This is a genomic window from Scandinavium sp., from assembly GCF_032012665.1.
Lineage (GTDB): Bacteria > Pseudomonadota > Gammaproteobacteria > Enterobacterales > Enterobacteriaceae > Scandinavium.
In genome coordinates, this window is sequence record NZ_DALZVG010000014.1 from 12,260 (window position 1) to 37,166 (window position 24,907).

General features: G+C 58.2%; 13 protein-coding genes. 9 read left to right on the forward strand and 4 right to left on the reverse strand.

Annotated elements, in window-relative coordinates:
- Positions 1–16: 16 nt before the first annotated feature.
- A complete protein-coding gene (gene ffh, locus RTU33_RS12660) occupies positions 17–1,378 on the reverse strand; it encodes a signal recognition particle protein (RefSeq protein WP_312627806.1) in 1,362 nt (453 codons plus the stop codon).
- Between the two features lie 166 nt (positions 1,379–1,544).
- On the opposite strand from ffh, the gene RTU33_RS12665 reads away from it, so the two are divergent.
- Positions 1,545–2,336 carry an inner membrane protein YpjD gene (locus tag RTU33_RS12665; RefSeq protein ID WP_312627808.1) on the forward strand — a complete coding sequence of 264 codons (792 nt, stop codon included), beginning with the start codon at positions 1,545–1,547 and terminating at the stop codon, positions 2,334–2,336.
- 18 nt (positions 2,337–2,354) lie between these two features.
- On the forward strand, positions 2,355–3,641 hold the full coding sequence (locus RTU33_RS12670) for an HlyC/CorC family transporter (protein ID WP_312627809.1): 1,287 nt from the start codon (positions 2,355–2,357) through the stop codon (positions 3,639–3,641).
- A gap of 64 nt (positions 3,642–3,705) precedes the next feature.
- Here the strand turns inward: RTU33_RS12670 and grpE are convergent, their stop codons facing one another.
- The gene (gene grpE / locus RTU33_RS12675) at positions 3,706–4,299 is read right to left on the reverse strand and encodes a nucleotide exchange factor GrpE (RefSeq protein WP_312627810.1); all 594 of its coding nucleotides are present in this window, start codon (positions 4,297–4,299) and stop codon (positions 3,706–3,708) included.
- 122 nt (positions 4,300–4,421) lie between these two features.
- Between grpE and nadK the strand changes: the two genes are divergently transcribed.
- From nadK to bamE, 3 genes are all read left to right on the forward strand, one after another.
- The gene (gene nadK, locus RTU33_RS12680; protein WP_312627811.1) at positions 4,422–5,300 is read left to right on the forward strand and encodes an NAD(+) kinase; all 879 of its coding nucleotides are present in this window, start codon (positions 4,422–4,424) and stop codon (positions 5,298–5,300) included.
- An 85-nt stretch (positions 5,301–5,385) separates the two neighbouring features.
- Positions 5,386–7,047 carry a DNA repair protein RecN gene (recN, locus tag RTU33_RS12685; protein ID WP_312627812.1) on the forward strand — a complete coding sequence of 554 codons (1,662 nt, stop codon included), beginning with the start codon at positions 5,386–5,388 and terminating at the stop codon, positions 7,045–7,047.
- Positions 7,048–7,194: 147 nt separating this feature from the next.
- Positions 7,195–7,533: an outer membrane protein assembly factor BamE gene (gene bamE, locus RTU33_RS12690; RefSeq protein ID WP_097164679.1), complete on the forward strand. Its 339-nt coding sequence runs from the start codon at positions 7,195–7,197 to the stop codon at positions 7,531–7,533.
- A gap of 112 nt (positions 7,534–7,645) precedes the next feature.
- Here the strand turns inward: bamE and RTU33_RS12695 are convergent, their stop codons facing one another.
- Both RTU33_RS12695 and RTU33_RS12700 read right to left on the reverse strand, forming a co-directional pair.
- The gene (locus tag RTU33_RS12695; RefSeq protein ID WP_312627814.1) at positions 7,646–7,933 is read right to left on the reverse strand and encodes an RnfH family protein; all 288 of its coding nucleotides are present in this window, start codon (positions 7,931–7,933) and stop codon (positions 7,646–7,648) included.
- Positions 7,923–8,360, reverse strand: a complete 438-nt coding sequence (locus RTU33_RS12700) for a type II toxin-antitoxin system RatA family toxin (RefSeq protein WP_312627816.1) — start codon at positions 8,358–8,360, stop codon at positions 7,923–7,925. The genes RTU33_RS12695 and RTU33_RS12700 overlap by 11 nt, the downstream gene beginning before the upstream one ends.
- Before the next feature lie 146 nt (positions 8,361–8,506).
- On the opposite strand from RTU33_RS12700, the gene smpB reads away from it, so the two are divergent.
- From smpB to RTU33_RS12720, 4 genes are all read left to right on the forward strand, one after another.
- Entirely contained in the window at positions 8,507–8,989 is a 483-nt protein-coding gene (smpB, locus tag RTU33_RS12705; RefSeq protein ID WP_312627817.1) for an SsrA-binding protein SmpB, read from the forward strand.
- A 757-nt stretch (positions 8,990–9,746) separates the two neighbouring features.
- Entirely contained in the window at positions 9,747–21,233 is an 11,487-nt protein-coding gene (locus tag RTU33_RS12710) for a BapA/Bap/LapF family large adhesin (protein WP_312627818.1), read from the forward strand.
- Between the two features lie 74 nt (positions 21,234–21,307).
- Positions 21,308–22,717 carry a TolC family outer membrane protein gene (locus tag RTU33_RS12715; protein WP_312627819.1) on the forward strand — a complete coding sequence of 470 codons (1,410 nt, stop codon included), beginning with the start codon at positions 21,308–21,310 and terminating at the stop codon, positions 22,715–22,717.
- Complete coding sequence (locus RTU33_RS12720) at positions 22,714–24,906, forward strand: type I secretion system permease/ATPase (RefSeq protein ID WP_312627820.1); 2,193 nt, start codon at positions 22,714–22,716, stop codon at positions 24,904–24,906. The genes RTU33_RS12715 and RTU33_RS12720 overlap by 4 nt, the downstream gene beginning before the upstream one ends.
- Position 24,907 lies beyond the last annotated feature (1 nt).

A 24,907-nucleotide genomic window follows, 5' to 3' on the forward strand; every position in this document is an offset into this window, starting at 1 on the left:
CAATCTCTAAAGCGATTTAGCGCCCAGGAAAACCGGGTGGCATCATGCCTTTCATGCCGCGCATCATCTTGGCCATTCCGCCCTTCTTCATTTTCTTCATCATGCGCTGCATGTCGTCGAACTGTTTAAGAAGACGGTTAACGTCCTGCACCTGCATGCCGCAGCCGGCAGCGATGCGGCGCTTGCGAGAGCCTTTGATGATTTCCGGGTTGCTGCGCTCTTTGAAGGTCATTGAGTTGATGATCGCTTCCATACGCACCAGCACTTTGTCATCCATCTGCGCTTTGACGTTGTCCGGGATCTGACCCATGCCCGGCAGCTTGCCCATCAGGCTTGCCATGCCGCCCATGTTTTTCATCTGGCGCAGCTGCTCAAGGAAGTCGGTCAGATCAAAGCCATCGCCCTTCTTGAGCTTGTTTGCCAGCTTCTCGGCCTGCGCGCGGTCAACCTTGCTTTCAATATCTTCGATGAGCGACAGCACGTCACCCATGCCGAGAATACGGGAGGCGATACGATCCGGGTGGAACGGCTCCAGCGCTTCGGTTTTTTCACCGACGCCGAGGAATTTGATCGGCTTGCCGGTAATGTGACGAATTGACAGCGCTGCACCGCCACGGGCGTCGCCGTCCACTTTGGTCAGCACCACGCCGGTCAGCGGAAGGGCTTCATTGAAGGCCTTCGCCGTATTCGCGGCATCCTGACCGGTCATTGCATCGACGACAAACAGGGTTTCTACCGGATTGATCGCGGCATGGACCTGCTTGATTTCGTCCATCATCGCTTCGTCAACGTGCAGACGACCGGCGGTATCCACCAGCAGCACGTCGTAGAATTTTAGCTTCGCTTCTTTCAGCGCCGCGTTGACGATATCAACCGGCTTCTGCGCCACGTCTGACGGGAAGAAATCGACGCCAACCTGCTGCGCCAGGGTTTCCAGCTGTTTGATCGCCGCCGGGCGATAAACGTCGGCAGACACCACCAGCACTTTCTTCTTATGTTTCTCGCGCAGGAACTTACCGAGTTTACCCACGCTCGTGGTTTTACCGGCACCCTGCAGGCCCGCCATCAGCACGACAGCAGGCGGCTGCGCGGCCAGGTTCAGCACCTGGTTCTCTTCGCCCATCGCCGAAACGAGTTCGTTACGCACGATTTTGACGAACTCCTGACCCGGGGTCAGGCTTTTATTCACATCCTGACCAACCGCGCTCTCTTTAACGCGATTGATAAACTCACGTACGACGGGCAGCGCCACGTCGGCTTCGAGCAGCGCCATGCGCACTTCGCGCAGGGTATCTTTGATGTTGTCTTCAGTAAGGCGTCCGCGTCCGCTGATGTTTCGCAGCGTCTGCGACAAACGATCGGTTAAATTATCAAACATTGTCTCTCGCCTGGGGTGGAAACGTTTGGTCGCCACAGCGACACATACACAGAATTTTGCGGCAGTATAACACGACACCGCACGAGTTGTGATGCAACGGTTGGAGCCTGCGTCACGTAACGCTATACTGCTTCTCTTTCATCACACGCCAATGTCGACATCATCTATGCCTGTTTTTGCCCTGCTCGCGCTTGTTGCCTACTCCATCAGCCTCGCGCTGATCATTCCTGGCCTGCTGCAAAAAAACAGCGGATGGCGGCGCATGGCGATGTTGTCAGCAGTTATCGCCCTGATTTGCCACGCCTTTGCGCTGGAAGCTCGCATCCTGCCGGGCGGCGACAGCGGGCAAAACCTGAGCCTGCTGAACGTCGGTTCGCTTGTCAGCCTGATGATTTGTACGGTGATGACGATCGTCGCCTCGCGCAACCGCGGCTGGCTGCTGCTGCCAATCGTGTATGCCTTTGCGCTAATTAACCTGGCCTTCGCCACCTTTATGCCGAACGAATTCATCACCCACCTGGAAACTACGCCGGGCATGATGGTGCATATTGGGCTGTCGCTGTTTGCCTACGCAACGCTTATCATCGCCGCACTTTACGCCCTGCAGCTGGCGTGGATTGACTATCAGCTTAAGAATAAAAAGCTCGCCTTCAGCAGCGAAATGCCACCGCTGATGAGCATTGAGCGTAAAATGTTTCACATCACTCAGGTGGGCGTCGTCCTCCTGACCCTGACCCTGTGTACCGGCCTGTTTTATCTGCACAACCTGTTCAGCGTCGAAAATATAGACAAAGCGGTCCTTTCCATTATCGCGTGGTTTGTCTATATCGTGTTGCTATGGGGTCACTATCATGAAGGCTGGCGCGGACGTCGCGTGGTCTGGTTTAACGTGGCGGGCGCAGGACTTCTGACGCTTGCCTATTTTGGCAGCCGCGTCCTGCAGCAGTTCGCGAGCTAAGACTTAAAGGAATCTCCGTTGGAACATATCTCAACCACGGCGCTTATCATTACGATTGTCGTCATGGTTATTATCTCTGCCTACTTCTCCGGTTCAGAAACCGGGATGATGACCCTCAACCGCTACCGCTTACGTCATAAAGCGAAACAGGGCAACAGCGCCGCCAGACGTGTCGAAAAACTGCTGCGTCAGCCTGACCGTCTGATTAGCCTGGTGCTGATTGGCAACAACCTCGTTAATATTCTCGCTTCGGCGCTCGGCACCGTTGTCGGGATGCGCTTATACGGCGATGCGGGCGTGGCGATTGCCACCGGGATCCTGACCTTCGTGGTACTGATATTCGCGGAAGTCCTGCCGAAAACTATCGCCGCGCTCTATCCGGAAAAGGTCGCCTATCCAAGCAGCTTTTTGCTTGCTCCGCTGCAGATTCTGATGATGCCGCTGGTGTGGTTGCTCAACACCATCACCCGCATTCTGATGCGCATGATGGGCATCAAAACGGACATCTCCATCAGCGGCGCGCTCAGCAAAGACGAACTGCGTACCATCGTCAACGAATCGCGCTCGCAGATTTCCCGCCGTAATCAGGACATGCTGCTGTCGGTGCTGGATCTGGAAAAAGTCAGCGTCAACGACATCATGGTGCCACGCAACGAAATCGTCGGCATCGACATCAACGACGACTGGAAATCTATCGTCCGTCAGTTGACTCACTCCCCGCACGGCCGCATCGTGCTGTACCGCGACTCGCTGGATGACACCATCAGCATGCTGCGCGTGCGCGAAGCCTATCGTCTGATGACGGAGAAAAAAGAGTTCACTAAAGAAGTGATGCTGCGCGCCGCCGATGAAATTTACTACGTCCCGGAAGGCACGCCGCTCAGCACTCAACTGGTGAAATTCCAGCGTAATAAAAAGAAAGTGGGTCTGGTGGTGGACGAGTACGGCGATATTCAGGGGCTAGTGACGGTCGAAGATATTCTGGAAGAGATCGTCGGCGATTTCACCACGTCGATGTCGCCATCGCTTGCCGAAGAAGTCACCCCACAGAACGACGGCTCGGTGATTATTGACGGCACCGCCAACGTGCGCGAACTGAATAAAGCCTTTAACTGGCGCTTCCCGGAAGATGAAGCTCGCACGATGAACGGCGTGATTCTGGAAGCGCTGGAAGAGATCCCGGCGATTGGCACGCGCGTGCGAATCAACCAGTACGACATCGATATTCTCGACGTACAGGACAATATGATTAAGCAGGTGAAAGTGGTGCCGGTGAAGCCGATTCGGGAGAGCGTGGCGGAATAACGCGCCATAAAGAATGTAGGCCGGGCAAGGCGTTCAGCCTCCTCCCGGCACTACCGATGCCTGATTAGGCTTTCGCTTTTGCGACGGAAACCATCGCCGCACGAATGGTACGCCCGTTCAGGGTATAGCCTTTCTGCATCACCATCAGTACGTTGCCTGCAGCAACATCGTCAGACTCAACCATCGCAATGGCCTGATGGACGTTTGGATCCATTGGCACGTTGGTATCGCCAACCACTTCCACGCCGTACTTACGCACTACGTCGAGCATGGACTTCAGCGTCAGTTCAATCCCTTCCACCATCGGCGCCATATCCGGGTTAGCTTTATCAGCCACTTCCAGCGCACGATCGAGACTATCGATCACCGGCAGCAGGTCGTTCACGAACTTCTCAAGGGCAAACTTGTGTGCCTTTTCAACGTCCTGCTCGGTACGGCGACGCAGGTTTTCCATCTCGGCCTTCACACGCAGCACGCCATCGCGCTCACGGTTCTGCGCTTCGACCAGTTGAGCTTCCAGATTCGCAATGGCTTCATCGCGCGGATCCACCTGCTCAGCCGAAGTTTCAGGCTCAACGGCCTCTACTTCATCGTGCTGGTCCTTGATAATTTCTTCCGGGGCTTGCCCCTCAGGCGTTTTCTGTTCTTTACTACTCATGAATTTCTCCGCGTTTTTTCGTATTCATCTCGCTGACTTCGCTTATTATGGGGATCGTGCTGCGGGATTCAAGGGAAGCAGGCACATTGTCATCATTCATTTGCCACAAGGACCTCCAGAAAATGAACAATCATTTCAAGTGTATCGGTATTGTCGGGCATCCCCGCCACCCTACCGCACTCACCACACATGAAATGCTGTACCGCTGGCTGTCCACGAAAGGCTACGAAGTCATTGTTGAACAACAGATTGCCCACGAGCTGAAACTAAAAGACGTTGCCACCGGGACGCTGGCCGAAATTGGTCAACAGGCCGATCTGGCCGTGGTCGTCGGCGGCGATGGCAATATGCTTGGTGCCGCACGCACCCTTGCCCGCTACGACATCAAAGTGATAGGCATTAACCGTGGCAACCTGGGCTTTCTGACCGACCTCGACCCGGACAACGCTCACCAGCAGCTGGCTGACGTGCTTGAAGGGCGCTACATCACCGAGAAGCGTTTCCTGCTGGAGGCGCAGGTGTGCCAGAAATCCTGCCAGAAACGCATCAGTACCGCGATAAATGAAGTCGTGCTCCACCCGGGGAAAGTGGCGCACATGATTGAATTTGAAGTTTATATCGACGAAGTCTTCGCCTTTTCCCAGCGTTCCGACGGGCTGATTATCTCCACGCCAACGGGTTCAACCGCCTACTCTCTCTCTGCCGGCGGCCCTATTCTGACGCCTTCTCTGGATGCCATAACCTTAGTGCCAATGTTCCCACACACCCTTTCTGCGCGCCCGCTGGTGATTAACAGCAGCAGCACCATTCGCCTGCGCTTCGCCCACCCGCGTACCGATCTCGAAATCAGCTGTGACAGCCAGATTGCCCTGCCGATTCAGGAAGGTGAAGACGTGCTGATTCGCCGCTGTGACTATCATCTCAACCTCATACACCCGAAAGACTACAACTATTTCAATACGTTGAGCTCCAAGCTCGGCTGGTCAAAAAAATTGTTCTGATTTCGCGCCAGCCTCTTTACTGTATAAAAAACCAGTTTATACTGTATGTAAACACAGTTATGGTTTTTCATACAGGAAGACAACTATGCTGGCACAACTGACCATCAGCAATTTCGCCATCGTTCGCGAACTTGAAATCGATTTTCAGAGCGGAATGACGGCCATCACCGGGGAAACCGGGGCCGGTAAATCCATTGCAATTGATGCGCTCGGGTTGTGCCTGGGCGGGCGTGCCGAAGGCGATATGGTACGCCGGGGCGCTACCCGTGCCGATCTCTGCGCCCGCTTTGCCCTGAAAGATACCCCCGCCGCGCAGCGCTGGCTTGAAGCCAACCAGCTGGAAGATGGCCGTGAGTGTTTACTTCGTCGCGTTATCAGCAGCGACGGGCGCTCCCGGGGCTTTATTAACGGTACCGCCGTGCCGCTCTCTCAGCTGCGAGAGTTGGGCCAGCTGCTGATTCAGATCCACGGCCAGCACGCGCACCAGCTGTTGGTGAAACCTGAACATCAAAAATCCCTGCTTGATGGCTATGCCAGTGAGTCCTTACTGACGCAGCAAATGGCCGATCGCTACCGCCAGTGGCACCAGAGCTGTCGCGATTTGGCCCAGCATCAGCAGCAAAGCCAGGAGCGTGCCGCGCGAGCGGAGCTTCTGCAGTATCAGCTGAAAGAACTCAATGAGTTTCAGCCAGTTGCCGGTGAGTTTGAGCAGATTGATGAAGAATACAAACGCCTCGCCAACAGCGGTCAGCTGATCAGCACCAGCCAGCATGCGCTGGCGTTGCTGGCCGACGGTGAAGACGCCAACCTGCAAAGTCAGCTCTACAGCACGCGTCAGCTGGTTACCGAACTGGTAAGCATGGACGGCAGGCTCTCCAGCGTGCTGGAGATGCTGGAAGAAGCCGCTATCCAGATCGGTGAAGCCAGCGACGAGCTGCGTCACTACTGCGACCGCCTGGATCTTGACCCCAATCGGCTGTTCGAGCTGGAGCAGCGTATTTCACGCCAGATGTCGCTTGCCCGTAAGCACAGCGTCACGCCAGAAGAACTGCCTGCCTTTTATCAGTCCCTGCTTGATGAACAGCAGCTGCTGGACGATCAGGCCGATTCGCAGGAAACGTTGGCGCTGGCGGTGCAGAAACACCACCAGCAGGCGTTGGAAACCGCTCAGCAGCTGCACGCCTTACGCCAGGCAACGGCAACCGAGCTGGCAGCGTTAATTACTGAAAGTATGCATTCACTCTCCATGCCGCACGGTCAATTCACCATCGACGTTGCCTTTGAAGAGAACCATCTGACCGCCGAAGGTGCCGATCGTATTGAGTTTCGTGTCACCACCAACCCGGGTCAGCCTCTGCAGCCAATTGCAAAAGTGGCCTCTGGCGGGGAGCTCTCCCGTATTGCGCTTTCCATTCAGGTGATCACCGCCCGGAAAATGGAAACGCCGGCGCTGATTTTCGATGAAGTGGACGTCGGCATCAGCGGTCCGACCGCCGCCGTTGTTGGTAAGCTGCTGCGCCAGTTAGGCGAATCCACCCAGGTTATGTGCGTTACCCATCTGCCGCAGGTCGCGGGCTGTGGGCATCATCACTTCTACGTCAGTAAAGAAACCGACGGTGAAATGACAGAAACACACATGCAGCCGCTCGATAAACGCGCTCGTTTACAGGAGCTCGCCCGACTGCTGGGCGGCAGCGAAGTCACCCGCAACACGCTGGCAAACGCCAAAGAGTTGCTGGCAGCATAAACTTTTTGATTTTCACAGGGTCATAGTGAACAGCAAAATGCCGATAGACCTGAAGTAGAAGGTTCCCAACCGGGCAAAGGTCTATTATCATCGACAAATTACAATTGAGCCGTGAACTGCTCGGGCCCGAAAAGGAATGAAATCACTATGCGCTGTAAAATGCTGACTGCTGCCGCAGCGGTTCTTCTGATGTTGACCGCAGGCTGTTCCACTCTGGAGCGAGTGGTTTACCGTCCTGACATCAACCAGGGTAACTATCTGGCACCAAACGACGTCGCAAAAATTCGTGTCGGCATGACACAACAGCAGGTTGCCTATGCTCTGGGCACGCCGATGATGTCCGATCCGTTCGGGACCAACACCTGGTTCTACGTTTTCCGTCAGGAGCCGGGTCATGAGAAAGTGACTCAGCAGACGCTGACCCTGACCTTCAACAGCAGCGGTGTGCTGACCAACATCGACAACAAACCGGCGCTGACCAACTAAGCCCGGCAGACAAAAAAAGCGCTCATTGAGCGCTTTTTTATTTGGTCAGAGAGTTCGAGGCTTACCTCCCCACCCTGGCCCGTGCCAACAAAGCGTCACCGGGCAATATGAATTACTTTCCGGCTTTCTCCGCCCGCTGGCGGCGCAGCGCTTTCGGATCGGCAATCAGCGGACGATAAATTTCAACCCGATCGCCTTCGTGCACCTCATCCTGCAGTTTCACCGCCCGGCTCCAGATGCCGACCTTATTGCTGGTCAGATCGATTTCCGGGCGCAACTTCGTGATACCGCTGGCCGCAATCGCCTGCTCGACGGTAGCACCTTCAGTCAGGGATACTCTTTGCAGGTACTGTTTTTCAGGCAGGGCATAAACCACTTCGACCGAGATGTTAGCCGACACTGTAGACCTCTTTGGCGCGAAGCGTAAATGCCTGCACCATGTTCGATGCCAGCTCCTTGAAAATGCGACCAAACGCCATCTCAATCAACTTATTGGTAAACTCAAAGTCGAGATGAAATTCAATTTTACAGGCATCCTGGCTCAGCGGGATAAACTTCCAGCCGCCGATCAGTTTTTTGAACGGGCCGTCCACCAGATGCATCAGGATGCTCTGGTTGCTGGTCAGGGTGTTACGGGTCGTGAAGGTTTTGCTGATCCCCGCTTTTGACACATCCACCGCTGCGGTCATTTGCGACGGTCCGGCTTCCAGCACGCGACTGCCCGTGCAGCCGGGCAAGAAATCCGGGTAAGCATCTACATCATTCACGAGCTGGTACATCTGTTCCGCGCTGTAGGGCACAAGCGCAGTACGACTAATCTGAGGCATGGCAATTTCCACTCACTGTGATGGCGCAAATAATATCATTTATCCCGCGCTAAAAAAAACGCTGCGCCGCAACTCGTGCTAAGATAGCCCATTACGCCTCGCGGGAAGATTGAGGCCATGTACAGAAAAGATGACTTCAGGACACCATGACTAAGAAAAAAGCGAACAAACCTGGATCAGCCACTATCGCGCTGAATAAACGCGCCCGCCACGAATATTTTATCGAAGATGAGTACGAAGCGGGTCTCGCCCTGCAAGGCTGGGAGGTAAAATCCCTGCGCGCCGGTAAAGCCAACATTGGCGATAGCTACGTTATCCTGCGGGATGGCGAAGCGTTTCTGTTCGGCGCAAACTTCACGCCTTTGGCCGTCGCCTCAAGCCACTATGTCTGCGACCCTACGCGCACCCGTAAGTTGCTGTTGAACCAGCGCGAGCTGGATACCCTGTATGGGCAAATCAACCGCGACGGTTACACCGTACTGGCCCTTTCCCTTTACTGGAAGAATGCCTGGTGTAAGGTGAAGATTGGCGTGGCGAAAGGTAAGAAACAGCACGACAAACGCTCCGACCTGAAAAATCAGGAGTGGGCGCGCGATAAAGCCCGCATAATGAAGAACGCCGGGCGTTAATCCAGCCAGGCCCCCTGCCCCGCACGTTGAGTAATCCTGGCGGGGCAATATTTTTCTTTCCCCATAGCTCGCCTTTTTTTAAATTACTGCTATAGCAACCACTCGCCGATATTAACATTTCAGGCATGTTATCTTTTTTATTATCCAGAATATATCATGTAATAACATACAGGCTTATTTAAAAATATCTTCCAGGGATATGCCACAAACGGACAGCGATCGCATAAGGAAGGAATAATTGGATGGAAAATGAGATATTTGTCACCCCAGATGTCCACGAAAATCATTAGCCAGCGTAATAATTTAATCACTGCACTCGCCAGATGCACTTTTCATAATAAATATTTACTCCTTTAATATCATATCTATAACATGAATTACTCCCTTTCTCTCCCCTCTGTTTTTTTATAACAGATCAGATGACCACCGCACAAAAGTCGCCAACATTCACTTTTACTTCATAGCAGTTAACTTCTGCTTAATTTGCGAATTCTTTCGTTTCTGTCTATATCATGATCAGCACTCAGCAAAATTAAGCCGATAAAAAACAGGGGTTTTCGCCTCAGGACAATTTATACATAAACCTGCTACGACCATTTTAATTTAATGCTTATTCAGGCAACGGATTTGCTCGCACCAAATTTAAGATAAGGATCAGCTAATTTAAGGCATTAACGGCAGGAATATGTTTTATCGTGAGGCATTTCACCTGTCTGCAAACACGGTAACACCCTCTTCTCTGAATGGAGTGATAACCATGCGTCCTGTTTCCGTCATTTCCGAACTGACTGGCGTCACCAGCAATGTGACTGCCCCTGAAGTCACCCTCACTGCACCGTCCGTTGTGAAGCTTCAGCTTGAGCGCTCGGATATCGCCTCCATCACCCGTTCCCGCCAGGATATGGTTATCAGGCTCCATTCGGGCGAAACCTTCACCATCCACAATTTTTACGCTGAATACCCTCAGGGTGCCAACCAGCTGGTGCTTGAGGACGACCACGGCGCGTTATGGTGGGTTCAGGACACCGCAAGCAATTTCCACTTCCAGCAAATCGATAATCTCGATGCCTTCATGGTGGCGGAAGGCCACTCCGAAGGCGGGGCGATTTGGCCATGGGTGCTCGGCGGAGTCGCTGTAGCCGCCGGTATCGGTATCGCCGCTGGCGGAGGTGGTGGCGGTGGTGGCGGTGGTGGCGGTTCCAGCCATAACTCCGGGGATGGGGATAACGGCAACAACGGAAATGGGAACGGCAACGGAAACAATGGAAATGGTAACAATGGAAACGGAAATAACGGCAACGGAAACGGAAACGGCGATCCGGACACCACGCCGCCTACGGCGCCAACGAACCTCACAGTTTCCCAGGACGGCAAAACGCTGACCGGTAAGGCCGAGCCCGGAAGCACGATAGAAGTCAAAGGCCCTGACGGTACGGTCATCGGAACCGGGACCGCTGACAGCAGCGGCAACTTTAGCATCACGCTTAACACGCCTCAGCTCAGCGGCGAGCACCTGACCGTCAACGCCACGGATAAAGCGGGCAACACCGGCCCTTCTGCGGAAGTGACTGCACCTAATGTCGATCTGCCAGAAGTCCCCGCGATCCTCAGCGCCGTGAACGATCACGGTTCGACCCCCACCAGCTTCGGCAACAATCAGTTTACCAACGACAATACCCCTACGCTGAAAGGCACAGGCACCGCAGGCAGCACGGTACGCATATTTGGAGATGGACACCTGTTGGGCAGCGTTGTGGTCGGCAACGACGGTACCTGGAGCTACACCGTTACCACCCCGCTTATCGACGGGGCGCACTCGTTTACCGCAATCGCCATTAACATCAAAGGCAGCACTATCGAGTCTTCGCACTTTAATATTACTGTCGATACCGTTGCGCCGGACGCGCCGCAGCTCATCGCCGTCATTGACGACATCGGCTCTATCACCGGGGCGCTGAACAACGGTGCTGTCACCGATGATGCCAAACCGACCTTCACCGGCAAAGGTGAAGCGGGCGATACCGTGAAGATATATGACGGTCAGACGCTGCTTGGCACCACCACGGTCGACAGCAACGGCAACTGGAGCTTTACACCATCGCAGGCCCTGTCTGAAACCTCGCACACGATAACCATCACCCAGACGGACAAAGCGGGCAACGTCAGCGCCAGTACTACAGCGCCGACATTTACCGTCGACGTAACGCCACCGGCTCCGGCACACATCTCCACTGTTTCGCTGGACGGTGCCACCGTGACCGGGACGGCAGAGGCCGGAAGCACGGTGTCCATTTATGACGGCAACAATGTCCTGCTGGGCACGACGGTTGTCGGCAGCAACGGCGAGTTCAGCGTCACCCTCAACCCGGCCAAAACCCACGGCGAGCAGCTGGAAGCCCGCATTCAGGATGCCGCGGGCAACGTGGGGCAGCCTACAGATTTCGATGCCTCCGACTCCGGCTTCCCAAGCCAGCCGGTGATTGTCACCATCAATGACAACGTTGACCCTGTGCAGGGCAACGTCTCCGCAGGTGGCGACACTAACGACAACACGCCAACCCTTACCGGGACCGCGGAGCCCAACGCGACTATCACCATTAGCGATAACGGTACGCCGCTGCTGCCACCCGTCATGGCCGACAGCAACGGCAACTGGAGCTTTACGCCACTGCTGCCGCTCCCCGACGGCGATCATGTGTTTACCGCCACCGCCAACAACGGCGTTGGTGAGAGCGCACCGTCTGCCTCGTTCACCATTGACGTCGATACCCTCCCACCGGTGCTGACTGGCCTGGCCGTTGTCAACCAGGGCCAGACCCTGACCGGCACCACCGAAGCCGGCAGTACCGTGGTGGTGAAAGACAGCCACGGCGCACAAATCGGTACGGGTACTGCCGATCAGAACGGTAATATTTCCATCACCCTGAGCACGCCGCAGAAAAACGGTGAAACGCTCAGCGTAAGCGTGACGGATAAAGCCGCCAACGTCGGCATTACTGAAAACGTAGTTGCCCCGGATACTACCCCGCCGGGCGCGCCGACCGGGCTCACCGTGGCGGCAGATGGTCTGAGCGTCAGCGGTCAGGCCGAACCGGGCAGCACAGTCACCATCACCGATGGTAGCGGCAACGTGCTGGGCACCGGCCTGACCAACGGAGCTGGCAACTTTATCGCCCCGCTGAACACCCCGCAGCTCAACGGTCAGGGGCTGCTCGCTACCGCCACGGATGCCGCACATAACACCGGGCCTGCCGCCAGCGTGGTCGCCCCGGACATCACGCCACCGAATATCCCGGACAACCTGCACGTCAATGGCACCGGTACCGTGCTGACCGGACATGCAGAACCCGGCAGCACAATCACGGTGAAAGATCCGCTCGGCGCCATAATCGGCACCGGAAAGGCCGGAGCAACCGACGGGCTGTTCACCATCACGCTGACGCCAGCCCAGGATAACGGTGAGATCCTCTCCGCCACCGCGACCGATCTGGCGGGCAACACCAGCCTGCCGGGCTTCGCCACGGCGCCGGACATTACCGCCCCGGATCTGCCGCTGATCCTCGACGTACAGGACGACGTAACGGGCATAATTGGCACTATCCTCAACGGGAATACCACCAACGATAACCGGCCAACGCTCTCAGGCACGGCGGAAATTGGATCGACCGTTAAGGTCTACGAAAACGGTAATCTGCTGGGAACCGCCACGATAGACGCCAGCGGAAACTGGAGCTTTACGCCTGGTTCAGCGCTTTCAGAAGGCACCCATCAGTTTACGGTGACCTCCACGGATGCCGCAGGCAACGTCAGCACCTCTGCGCCGTGGAATATCCTCGTGGACACCGTTGCTCCTCAGCTTCCGGCCATCACCCTGGTCAATGACGATGCGCCGGGGATCCTTGGTGCTATCAGCAACGGGGGATTGACCAACGACAGCACGCCGACGGTCAGCGGTACCGCGCAGCCGGGCTCAACCGTGCATCTGTTTGACAACAACGTGCTGGTCACCAGCATCGTTGTCGATGTTTCCGGCACCTGGAGCTATACCTTCACCACCGCGCTCACCGGGCCGAATCATTCGCTGACCGTCAACGCCAGCGATGATTTCGGCAACACCTCGACGACCTCCGGCGCATGGACATTCACTCTCGACACCACGCCGCCCGCCGTGCCGGGCATTGATGATGTCACTACCGCAGGCAACGTTCCGCTGACGCCGGGTCAGCTCACCAGTGAAACCTTGCCGCACCTGAGCGGCAGCGGTGATATCGGCTCAGTCATTACCTTCTATGACAACGGCAAAGAGATCGGCCAGACGACCGTTGACGGCAGCGGACACTGGGAATTCACGCCGCCCGTCCCGCTGGGCGACGGCTCGCACCTGCTGAGCGCCAACGCCACCGATGATGCCGGGAACGTCAGCGCCAACATCGACTTCACGCTGAAGGTTGATGCCACCGCGCCAGATGCCCCGTCGATTCTCTCAGCAACCGTGGATGACGGTACCGTCGTGTTACCCAACGGTAGCACCACCAATGAAACGGAGCCGTTGCTTAGCGGAACCGCAGAGGCGAATGCCAGCGTAACGCTGTATAACAACGGTGCGTTTTTAGCCACAGTGACCGCTAACGGCTCAGGTCAGTGGAGCTACCTCCCTCCCGTACCGCTGCTTCCAGGCCTGCATGTGATCACCGCCACCGCGACCGATGCTGCGGGTAACACCGGGCCGGTCTCCGGAGGATTCTCGGTGATTATTGACATCACCGCCCCGCTTGCGCCAGAGGCGCCGCTGGTCACTGACAACCAGCTGCCGGTCGTCGGCAACGTGCTGAACGGCGGCTCAACCAACGACACCACCCCAACCTTCAGCGGCACCGGCGAGGTGGGCAGCACCATCACGATTTATAACGGTATAACCAACATCGGCACGGCAACGGTCGGCGAAGGTGGAACCTGGAGCTTTACGCCGTCCACGCCGCTGACTGACGGCACCACCTACGCGATCTCAACGACGGAAACTGATATCGCCGGGAATACCAGCCTGCACTCGCCGACGGTCACCATTACCATCGATACGACACTGCCCGACGCACCGGTTATCGGCTACGCGGAAGATGATGTGGGTGCGATTTTGGATCCCGTACTCACTGGCGGGATCACCGACGACAACAAACCGGTCCTTCATGGCACCGCAGATCCGAACAACACCGTCACCATTTATAACGGTAGCAACGTGGTCGGCACCGTCGTCGCCGACGGTCTGGGCAACTGGTCGTTACCGCTGACCACCAGCCTGACGGACGGCACCTATACCTTTACAGCGAAAGCAACGGACAGCGCAGGTAACGTCAGCGGCAGCTCGACTGACTTTACCTTCACGGTTGAAACCTCCCTGACGCCACCTTCCGTGACGGAGATTCTCGATGATAAGGGTCTGATTACCGGCAATATCGTTGACGGAATGGTCACCGACGATCAAACCCTGACCATCAACGGTACCGGAGAAGACGGCTCGACGGTCATTATTTATGACGGAGGGACGAAAATCGGCACGGCGCTCGTAACGGGAGGTACCTGGACATTCACCACCAGCGGCCTGACGGAAACGACGCACAGCCTGACGTTCACCGCGAAGGACGCCGCTGGCAATGAAACGCTGCCGGGTGCCCCCATCACCTTCACCGTCGACGTCACACCACCGCCGATTCCGGTTGTCACCGTAAAATCGCTGGATGGCGCTACGCTCACCGGGACCGCTGAAGCCAACGCAGAAATTTTCATCAAGGACATCAACGGAACGGTGATCGGCCAGACAACCGCCTCTGCGGGCGGAACCTTCACCGTGTCGTTGATACCACCGCAAACAGCCGGACAAAGCCTGACGGTGATTGCACAGGATCAGGCTGGTAACCAAAGCGATCCTCTGCATACCATCGCAATCAATCTAAGCAACCTGCCAGATGCGCCGGTAATCACCCTGGTGGATGATAATGCGGGCACCGTGATGGGAGCCGTCATCAACGGTGGCAGAACAGACGATACCACACCGACCCTGAACGGTACCGCCGGTGCCAACACCACCATTCACATTCTGGTTAACGGCACTGAAGTCGGCACCACAACCGCCAACGGCAGCGGTCAGTGGCAGTTCACCATTGCACCACCGCTGATTGAAGGAAGCTATAGTTTTACCGCCGTAGCTGAGAACGGGAACGGATCAAGCGGCCCATCAGCAGCGGCAACCATTACGGTAGATTTAACGGCACCGGACCTACCGATTATCGTCTCAGCAACGGACGACGTACCCGGTAACCTGGGCGCACTGATTTCAGGCAGCCTGACCAATGACGCCCGACCAACGCTTAACGGGACCAGTGAGCCAAATGCCACCGTCACCATTTTCGACAACGGTACTCTGTCCGGCACGGTAAAAGCGGATATCAACGGCAACTGGAGCTACACGCCCTCCGCTGACCTCAGCAATATCACGCATACCTTTACCGCCCAGGCTACCGACGTGGCGGGTAACACCGGGCTCGTGTCTGGTGGCTTTACCCTGAACATTGACACCGTCGCGCCAGAGATGCCGACCATCACTGCGGTCACCAACGACAACGTGACCCCGAACGTCGTGATAAACCCAGGGCTGTCGACCAATGACACCCAGCCGCTGCTGAGCGGCTCGGGGGAAATTGGCAGCACCATCAACGTCTATGACGGCTCCACCCTGCTCGGCACCACGACGGTAAATGGCTCCGGCAGTTGGACCTTTACCTTCCCGGTGGGAACAACGCTCGCCAACGGCAGCCACACCCTGACCGTGACCGCCACCGATCCGGCCGGGAATACCAGCCTGCCTTCGGTCGGCTACCCGATCGTGATCGACACCGTTGCGCCGCTGGTGCCAACGCTGAGCTCGGTTGTGGACGATAATCCGGGCAACGTCGGACCGCTGGTTAACGGGCAGTTGACCAATGACACCACGCCAACGCTCAACGGCCGCGGTGAAGCGGGCGCAACGGTCACCGTTTACTCTGACGGCGTGGCAGTAGGCAGCACCCTCGTTGATGGTACAGGCAACTGGAGCGTCACCACCTCGGCGCTGGGCAACGGCTCTCATGTACTGACAATTAGCCAGAAAGATCCGGCAGGCAACATCAGCGGCCTTACCGGCGGCTTCACCGTTAACGTGGATGCTGTACCACCGGCTGCGCCGGTCATCAGTTCTGTCGCCGACAACACCACGCCGGTCATTGGCGTGGTCGCTAACGGCGGCGTGACCAACGAAACGCATCCGACCCTCAGCGGTACGGCCGAAGGGGGTGCGACCATCACGCTTTACAACGGTTCAACGCTGCTTGGTACAACAACGGCAAACGCGCTCGGGGTCTGGACCTTCACGCCGGGTACAGCGTTAACGGCGGGCACCTGGAACATTACTGCCACGGCGACCGATGCAGCGGGAAATACCGGCCCGGCCTCGGACGTTCGCTCCTTTACCGTCGATATCACCGCGCCGAATGCGCCGGTTATCGCTACCGTCTTTGACGATCAGGGAACGGTTACAGGGAATCTGGGCAACGGTGCGACCACGGACGATCTGCGCCCGACCATCAGCGGCACCAGCGAAGCCAACGCCACCGTAAAAATTTATGACAACGGCACTCTGCTGGCGACGGTCACCGCCAACGGCAGCGGCGCATGGAGCTACACCCCAACCGTTGACCTGCCTCAGGGGAGCCACGTTCTGACCGCAACGGCCACGGATGCGGCGGGCAACCTGAGCGGCACCTCAGGCAGCGTCAGCTTCGTGGTTGACTCCCTCGCGCCGCTGGCTCCGGTGATCACATCGCTTGCCGATGATGTTGCTCCGGGCGTCGGGCCAATTGTGGTCGGCGGCAGCACTAACGATAATACCCCGACCCTGACCGGGACGGCGGAAGTAGGCGCAACGGTCAACATTTATGATGGCTCAACCCTCGTCGGTACGGCGGTCGCGGATGCCCTCGGGACGTGGATTGTCACCACATCGCCTCTTGTCGATGGCGCACATTCATTGACCGCTAAATCCACCGATGCGGCGGGCAACGTCAGCGGCTCGTCCCTGCCGTTCGCCATCACCGTCGATACGGCAACGCCAAATGCGCCCGTGCTACTTGCGGTCACCGATGATGCAGCAGGTGGCGTGGTCGGTCCGCTGGCCAACGGCCAGTTGACCAACGACGGCACGCCGGTACTGAACGGCACGGCGGAAAGCGGCAGCACCGTCAGCATCTATGACGGGTCAACGCTGCTCGGCACCACGGTGGCAACGGGTGGCGTCTGGAACTTCACCCCAGGCACCGCGCTGGCGGACGGGTCGCACACCCTGACCGTCACCGCTACCGACGCCGCAGGCAACGTCAGCGCCCCAACGGCGGGCTTCACCGTGGTGGTGGATGCCACCGCACCGGTTACACCGGCGATTACCACCATCATGGATGATATTCCGAATATCGTGGGGGCCGTCGGCAACGGCCAGTTTACCAACGACAATCTGCCAACCCTGAACGGTACCGCCGAAGCTAACAGCACCGTGAAGATTTACGACGGCAGCACGCTGGTCGCCACCGTCACCGCAAACGGCTCGGGAAGCTGGAGCTGGACGCCAACCGTCGCCCTTACGCAGGGGAACCACAGCTTCACCGTGACCGCAACGGATGCGGCGGGCAACCTGAGCGCCACCTCAACGGCTGCGGCCATCATTGTGGATACGGTTGCACCGGGTATCGTAACGGGCCTGGCGGTAAACGGCACCGGGACCCGCGTCACCGGTAGCGCAGAAGCCAACAGTACGGTCACTATCACCAGCAGCACCGGCACCGTACTGGGTACCGCCACCGCCGACGGAACCGGAGCCTTCACCGTCAACATTTCCCCTGCCCAGACCACCGGTCAGGGGCTGCTGGCCTTCGCTCAGGACAGAGCGGGCAACGTGGGCGCTTCCGTGGGCTTTACCGCGCCGGACACCCGCGTACCGGATGCGCCAGCCATCACCAGCGTGCTGGATAATCAGGGCCTGTATACCGGCAACCTGACCAATGGCCAGCTCACCAATGATGCCACCCCAACCCTGAGCGGAACCGCGCAGGCAAACGCCACGATCTCGATTTACAACAATGGCACCCTACTGGGCACCACCACCGCCAATGCCAGCGGCGTCTGGACCTTCACACCGGGCGGCAACGTGACCGAAGGCCTGCACGCTTTCACCGCCACGGCCACTAACGCCAACGGTACGGGGAGCCCTTCCGCATCGTTCAGCGTGATTGTCGATACGCTGGCGCCAGGCGCGCCGTCGATCAGCATCAGCACGGATGGCAGTACGCTAAGCGGCCAGGCCGAAGCCAACAGCACCGTCACCATCACCCTGCCGGGCGGGGGAGGAACGCTGACGACCACCGCGGGCAGCGACGGCCACTGGTCCCTGACCCTGCCGGTGCGCCAGATTGAGGGGCAGCTGTTGACGGCCACCGCGACGGACGTCGCGGGGAATACCTCAGGGCAAGGCCAGGTCACCGCGCCCGTTCTGCCGCTGTCGGCGAACGACAACGTCACCAGCCTGGCGCTGACCTCCACCGCCACCACCAGCACCGAGCATCTGACGGATTACGGCGTGCTGCTGGTGGGGGCGCTGGGCAATGTCGCATCGGTGTTGGGCGATGATACGGCCCAGGTGACCTTCAGCATTGCCGACGGCGGATCCGGCGATGTCACCATCGACGCCGCCGCCACCGGGATCGTGCTGTCGCTGCTCTCCACCCAGGAGATCCTGGTGCAGAAATACGACACCGCCAGCGGCTCATGGCAAACCTTTGTCGACTCGTCAAATCCGGCGTTTGCCGACCTCCTGACCCTCAATGGCAGCGGCGTATCGCTGAGCCTCACCGGGCTGACCGGCGGGCAGTATCGGGTAGTGACCTGGAACAGCAGCCTGCTGGCGACCGGGTCGTACACCAGCCTTGAAGTGGACGTGCAGAAAACCAGCGCGGGGACCGTCAGTGGGCCAACCTCCCACACCGGTAACGTCATTACCGATATCGATACCAGCGGCGGACAGGATAACGCCCCAGCCGGTACCGTCATCACTCAGGTGACCAACGCCAGCGGCCAGGTCGTCACCGTGGGTGCAGGCGGCGCGGACATTACCGGACTGTACGGCACGCTGCATATCAATCAGGACGGCAGTTACACCTATACGCTGAATAACACCTCGGCGGCGGTGCTCGGCCACAAGGAGAGCTTCACTTACACCATTACCCACAACGGCGTCAGCGACTCCGCCCAACTGGTGGTCAACCTGGGCCCACAGCCTGCCGCCAGCAGCGTGGTGGCGACGGACAACAGCGCGACGCTGGTGTTTGACACCGACGTCACCGCCATCAACAACGGCGCGTCTTCGCAGTCGGGCTTCACCGTCGTCGGCGTAGGGCTCGGCAACGTACTGAGCCTCGACGTGCTCGCGAACATGAGCAACCCGATCAAGTTTGACGTCCAGGACGGCAGCACCCGCACGGTGACCCTGCAATCCTCCGTCGGCGGCGTGGCGCTGGCTTCAACCTTTGACCTCTATATCTACCGCTTCAACAACGTGACGCAGCAGTATGAGCAGTACAAGGTGCAGAAAGGCTGGCTGAACGCACCGCTGCTGGGGGGCTCTTCGAGCCAGCTGACGCTGACCCTGCCGGGCGGTGATTACATCTTCCTGCTCAACACGGCCAGCGGTGTTACCGCGCTGACCGGTTACACGCTCAATATTTTACAGGATCACACCTACGCCGTGGACAGCATCAGCGCCAGCACCACCGGCAACGTGCTGACCAACGACATAGCGCCAGCCTCAGCTGTCATCACCGAGGTGAACGGCGTGGCGATTTCAGCCACCGGTACCACCACCGTCAACGGGCTGTACGGCACGCTGACCATTGATGCAAAAGGCAACTACACCTACACCCTGAAAAGCGGCGTCGGTGCCGACAGCATCAGTACGCCGGACAGCTTCGTCTATACCGTGAAGGCCCCGAACGGCGACACGGACAGCGCCTCGCTGAACATCACGCCAACGCCGCAGGCGCTGAATGCGATTGATGACGTCAGCACGGTGATGAGCGTCACCACCGTTCAGGACAGCGTCGCTCTGCCGTCCACCACCGTCGGTGGCGTGAGCTGGAACGCAGCCCTGCTCAGCAGCACCTCGAAGAGCGGCAGCGGCACCTTTGTGGTGGACCCAAACAGCGTGCTGAAAGGCGCAGTGCTGCACTTTGATGTCGCCTCGCTGCTGGCGCTCGGCGGGCTGAACGTCACCTGGGCACTGACGCTGAACGGTACCTCCATCGCCAACGGCAACTTCACCGGTTCGCTGCTGTTAGGCACGGGGATCGACTTTGCCTTAACCGGTAAAGAGCTACTGGCAGGGACCTACACGCTGACGGTCAACGGCAGCATCGGGGCGCTGTCCGCTGGCACCATCACCATCACGCCGACCCTCACCGGCACGACGTATCACCTGGACATCTTCGACACCAACAGCAGCAACGTCCACGGCAACATATTTGACGGTACGGATGCCGCCGGGGCACTGGATCAGCTCTCGACGGTACACACAACCCTGACGGTGAACGGCTATGGTGGCAGCACGGCGACGCTTAACCCGACCAGTAGCACCAGCACCGCCACCATTCAGGGGCACTACGGCACGCTGACCATGAATCTCGACGGCTCTTACACCTATGCGCTGAAAGCCGGGGTCACCGTCGCCTCTATGACCAGCAAGGAGACCTTCAGCTACACGCTCAACGATCAGAACGGGCACACGGACACCGCCACCCTGACCATCAACATGAATCCACAGATCGCAAGCTCTAACCAGCACGACGTCATCACCGGGTCGGCCTATGGCGACACGCTGATTTATCACCTGCTGGGTAACGATGCGACGGGGGGTAACAACAACGATAACTGGACCAACTTCAACCTGGCTCAGGGCGACAAAATCGACCTGCGCGAGCTGCTGACCGGCTGGGATCACCAGGCCTCGACGCTGACCAACTTCGTGAAGGTCAGCACCAGCGGCAACGATACGGTGATTGCCATTGACCGCGATGGAACCGGCGGTGCCTTTACGCCAACCACCCTGGTGACGCTCAATAACGTCCATACCACTTACGAGGAGCTGGTGCAGCAAAACCACATTATTACCGGCTAGTCGATAACAGCCCCGGGCGCTACGGAGCCCGGGGCAAAACAGAAAAACGCTGTGATTTTTGAAAGGGATACAATATGGGAAGAAGAGCGCCTGTCGCAGTATTGCTGGCATTCCACCTCTGTTCCATTCAGGTGTATGCCGAAGATGAGCCACAATCCATCAGTTCTGAAGGACTCGCCAGCGAGCACGGTTTACCGTCGCTAGATGGCTCCGCCGCCGAACTTCCCTTAAGCAGCGCCGCGCCCGGCGTGCTGACGCTGAACAACGCCGTCAGCCGCGCCGTAAACTGGCACCCGGCTATCCGTGAAGCGATTGGTAAGCTGCAATCGCAAAACAGTCAGATTGACGTCGCGAAATCGAAATACTACCCGCAGGTTACCGCGGGCATGAACAACGGCTACAGCAACACCTACACCGACCACGGTTACAGCCCGTCGCTGGTGCTTTCACTGTCACAAATGCTGTATGACTTCGGCAAGGTTTCAAGCCAGGTGAAAGCCGAAACAGCGGGTGCGGCGCAGGAGCAGGCCAACGTGCTGGTGAGCATTGATACCGTGGCCCGGGATACCGCCGTCGCCATGGTACAGGTACAAACCTGGCAGGAGATGGTGGAGGCCGCCACCGCGCAGCTCAACGCGCTGGACGGCATCGGTAAACTGACGCAGCAGCGCAACGACGAAGGCGCCAGTTCGCTGTCGGACGTAGTGCAGACCAACGCCCGCATCGAATCGGCACGTTCACAGCTGGTGCAGTATCAGGCGAGCCTCGACAGCGCCCAGGCAACGTTAATGACGATGCTCGGCTGGAACTCTCTCAACGGCATCAGCCCTGAATTTCCGCCAAAGCTCGAACAAAGCTGCATGGTTGCAAAACCGGATGACAGGCTGGTGCCCGCCGTGCTGGCGGCCTGGGCGCAGGCCAACGCCGCGCAGGCCAATCTTGAGTACGCCAATGCGCAGATGACGCCGACGATATCACTTGAGCCGTCGGTTCAGCACTACCTCAACGATAAATACCCGAGCCACGAGGTGCTGGATAAAACCCAGTATTCAACGTTTCTGAAGGTCGAAATGCCGATTTATCAGGGCGGCGGGCTCACCGCCCGGCGCGATGCCGCAAGCCATGCGGTGGAATCAGCGCAGTCGACCATTCAGCGCACTCGGCTGGACGTGCGCCAGAAGCTGCTGCAAGCGCGTAGCCAGTCGATGAATCTGGCAACCTCTCTGCAAATTCTGCGTCGCCAGCAGCAGCTTAGCGAACGCACCCGCGAACTCTATCAGCAGCAGTATCTCGACCTCGGCTCACGCCCGCTTCTCGATGTGTTAAACGCCGAACAGGAAGTTTACCAGGCGCGCTTTTCAGAACTCTCGACCCAGAGCCAGCTCCATCAGCTTCAGCTTGACTGCCTCTATAATACCGGCACATTGCGCCAGGCTTTTGGCTTAAATAACCGCAGCATTCAGTCCGTGGAGATCCAGCCATGACCCGCGCCGCTCCTCCCGTTGAAGAATTGATAAGCGACCACGCCCTCAGCAACTGGGCGCTGGCCATTGGCCACGTTGCCGCCCACTATCGCGTGGCCTGTTCGCCGGGCGCCATTCAGGCGAACGCCCCGTGGTTCAAGGGCAAAACTCACACGCCCGCGCTGACGCAGCTTGCGCGCCAGGCCGGGCTGTCTTTCCACCTGCTCACCCTGACAGAACACGCCTTCAGCCAGTGGCGGCTGCCGGTGGTTGCCGAGCTGGACGACGGACAGCTGGCGGTGATTGAGCACTTCAACGGCGATGATGCGGTCGACGTGTTTATGATTGACGGCGACAGCGAGAGCAACCGCGTAATGGCAAGCGATCTGCTGTCGTCGGTGAAATACGTCGCCGCCCTGCGCCCGCTTTCGGCACTGAAGGACAGCCGCGTCGACACTTATGTTTCCCGCTTCCGCCCGGACTGGCTGAAGGATCTGGTTATCCAGGATCTCAGGCCCTACATCCCGGTGATGTTTGCCGCGTTTCTGGTCAACGTGCTGTCGCTCGCCGGGATCGTTTTTTCCATGCAGGTTTACGATCGGGTGATCCCGGCACAGTCCTATCCGACGCTCTACGTGCTGGCAACGGGCGTGCTGCTCTCGGTGATCTTTGGCTTTCTGCTGCGCGAGGCGCGAACGCACATTATGGACGTGCTCGGGAAGCGCGCTGACATGCGTATCTCAGACCGCGTGTTCAGCCACGCGCTGCGCCTGCGCAACAGCGCCGTGCCCCGCTCCACCGGGAGCTTTATTTCTCAGTTGCGCGAACTGGAGCAGATCCGGGAAATGATCACCTCATCCACGCTTTCGACGCTGGTCGATCTGCCCTTCTTTTTCCTGTTCGTGATCGTCCTTGGGATCATCGCCCCGCAGCTGTCGTGGATAGCCCCGGTGGCGGCGATTATGATGGTGCTGCCGGGCCTGCTGCTGCAGAAAAAGCTCGCGGTGCTGGCCAACCAGTCCGCGCACGAATCCACCCTGCGCAATGCCGTACTGGTCGAGAGCGTACAGGGGCTGGAAGACATCAAGCTGATGCAGGCGGAGAACCGTTTCCTGCAACAGTGGAACAGCTACATCCGCATCACCGGCGAATCCGGCCTGCGCACGCGCAAAGTCACCCAGGGGCTGATCGGCTGGGGAATGTCGGTGCAGAGCCTGGTGTACGCCGCCGTGATTCTGTTTGGCGCGCCGCTGGTCATTGAAGGCGATTTGACGACCGGTTCCGTTGTCGCCGCCTCCATGCTGGCATCGCGCATGATTGCGCCGATGGCCGGACTGTGCGGCGTGCTTGCCCGCTGGCAGCAGGTGAAAGCCGCTAAAACGGGCCTCGACAGCATCATGCAGCTGCCAACGGAAACCCAGCGCGACGAGACGCTGGTGCATCAGGAGATTTTCCACGGCCACTACGTCTTTGAGAATGCGCACTTCCGTTACCACGCGGAAGACCAGCGCGTGCCGCTGCGCATTTCGCGCCTGGAAATTTTACCCGGCGAACGCGTCGCGCTACTCGGCCGCAACGGCGCGGGGAAATCCACCATGCTGCAGGCACTGGCGGGCGGCGTGGATCTGGTGAACGGAGATTTACGCCTCGATAACCTCAGCATCGGGCAAATCGACATGGCCGATCTGCGCCGCAACATCGGTTTTCTCAGCCAGAACGCGAGGCTCTTTTTCGGCACCCTGCGCGAAAACTTAACCCTCGGCGCACCGCACGCCAACGATGAAGCCATCTTTGAAGTGCTGGAGATCTGCGGAGCCGACAGCTTTGTGAAGCGCCTGCCGAAAGGGCTGGATCATCCGATTATGGAAGGTGGCAACGGTCTCTCCGGCGGACAGCGTCAGGCAATTTTGCTGGCGCGCATGCTGCTGCGCTCGCCGAACATCGTGCTGCTCGACGAGCCGAGCGCTTCGCTTGACGAGCACACCGAGCGGGAATTTATTCAGCGCCTCGGCAACTGGCTCGGCAACCGCACGCTGATTGTCGCGACCCACCGCGTGCCGGTACTGGAGCTGGTTGACCGCGTGGTGGTCCTCAAAGAGGGACAGCTGGTGATGGACGCCCCGAAAGCACAGGCGATGAACAGCAGCCGCGCACCAGGGCAAAACGCGGCGAACGGACGGGGGTGGAATAATGAAAACCAGTCAGCATGAT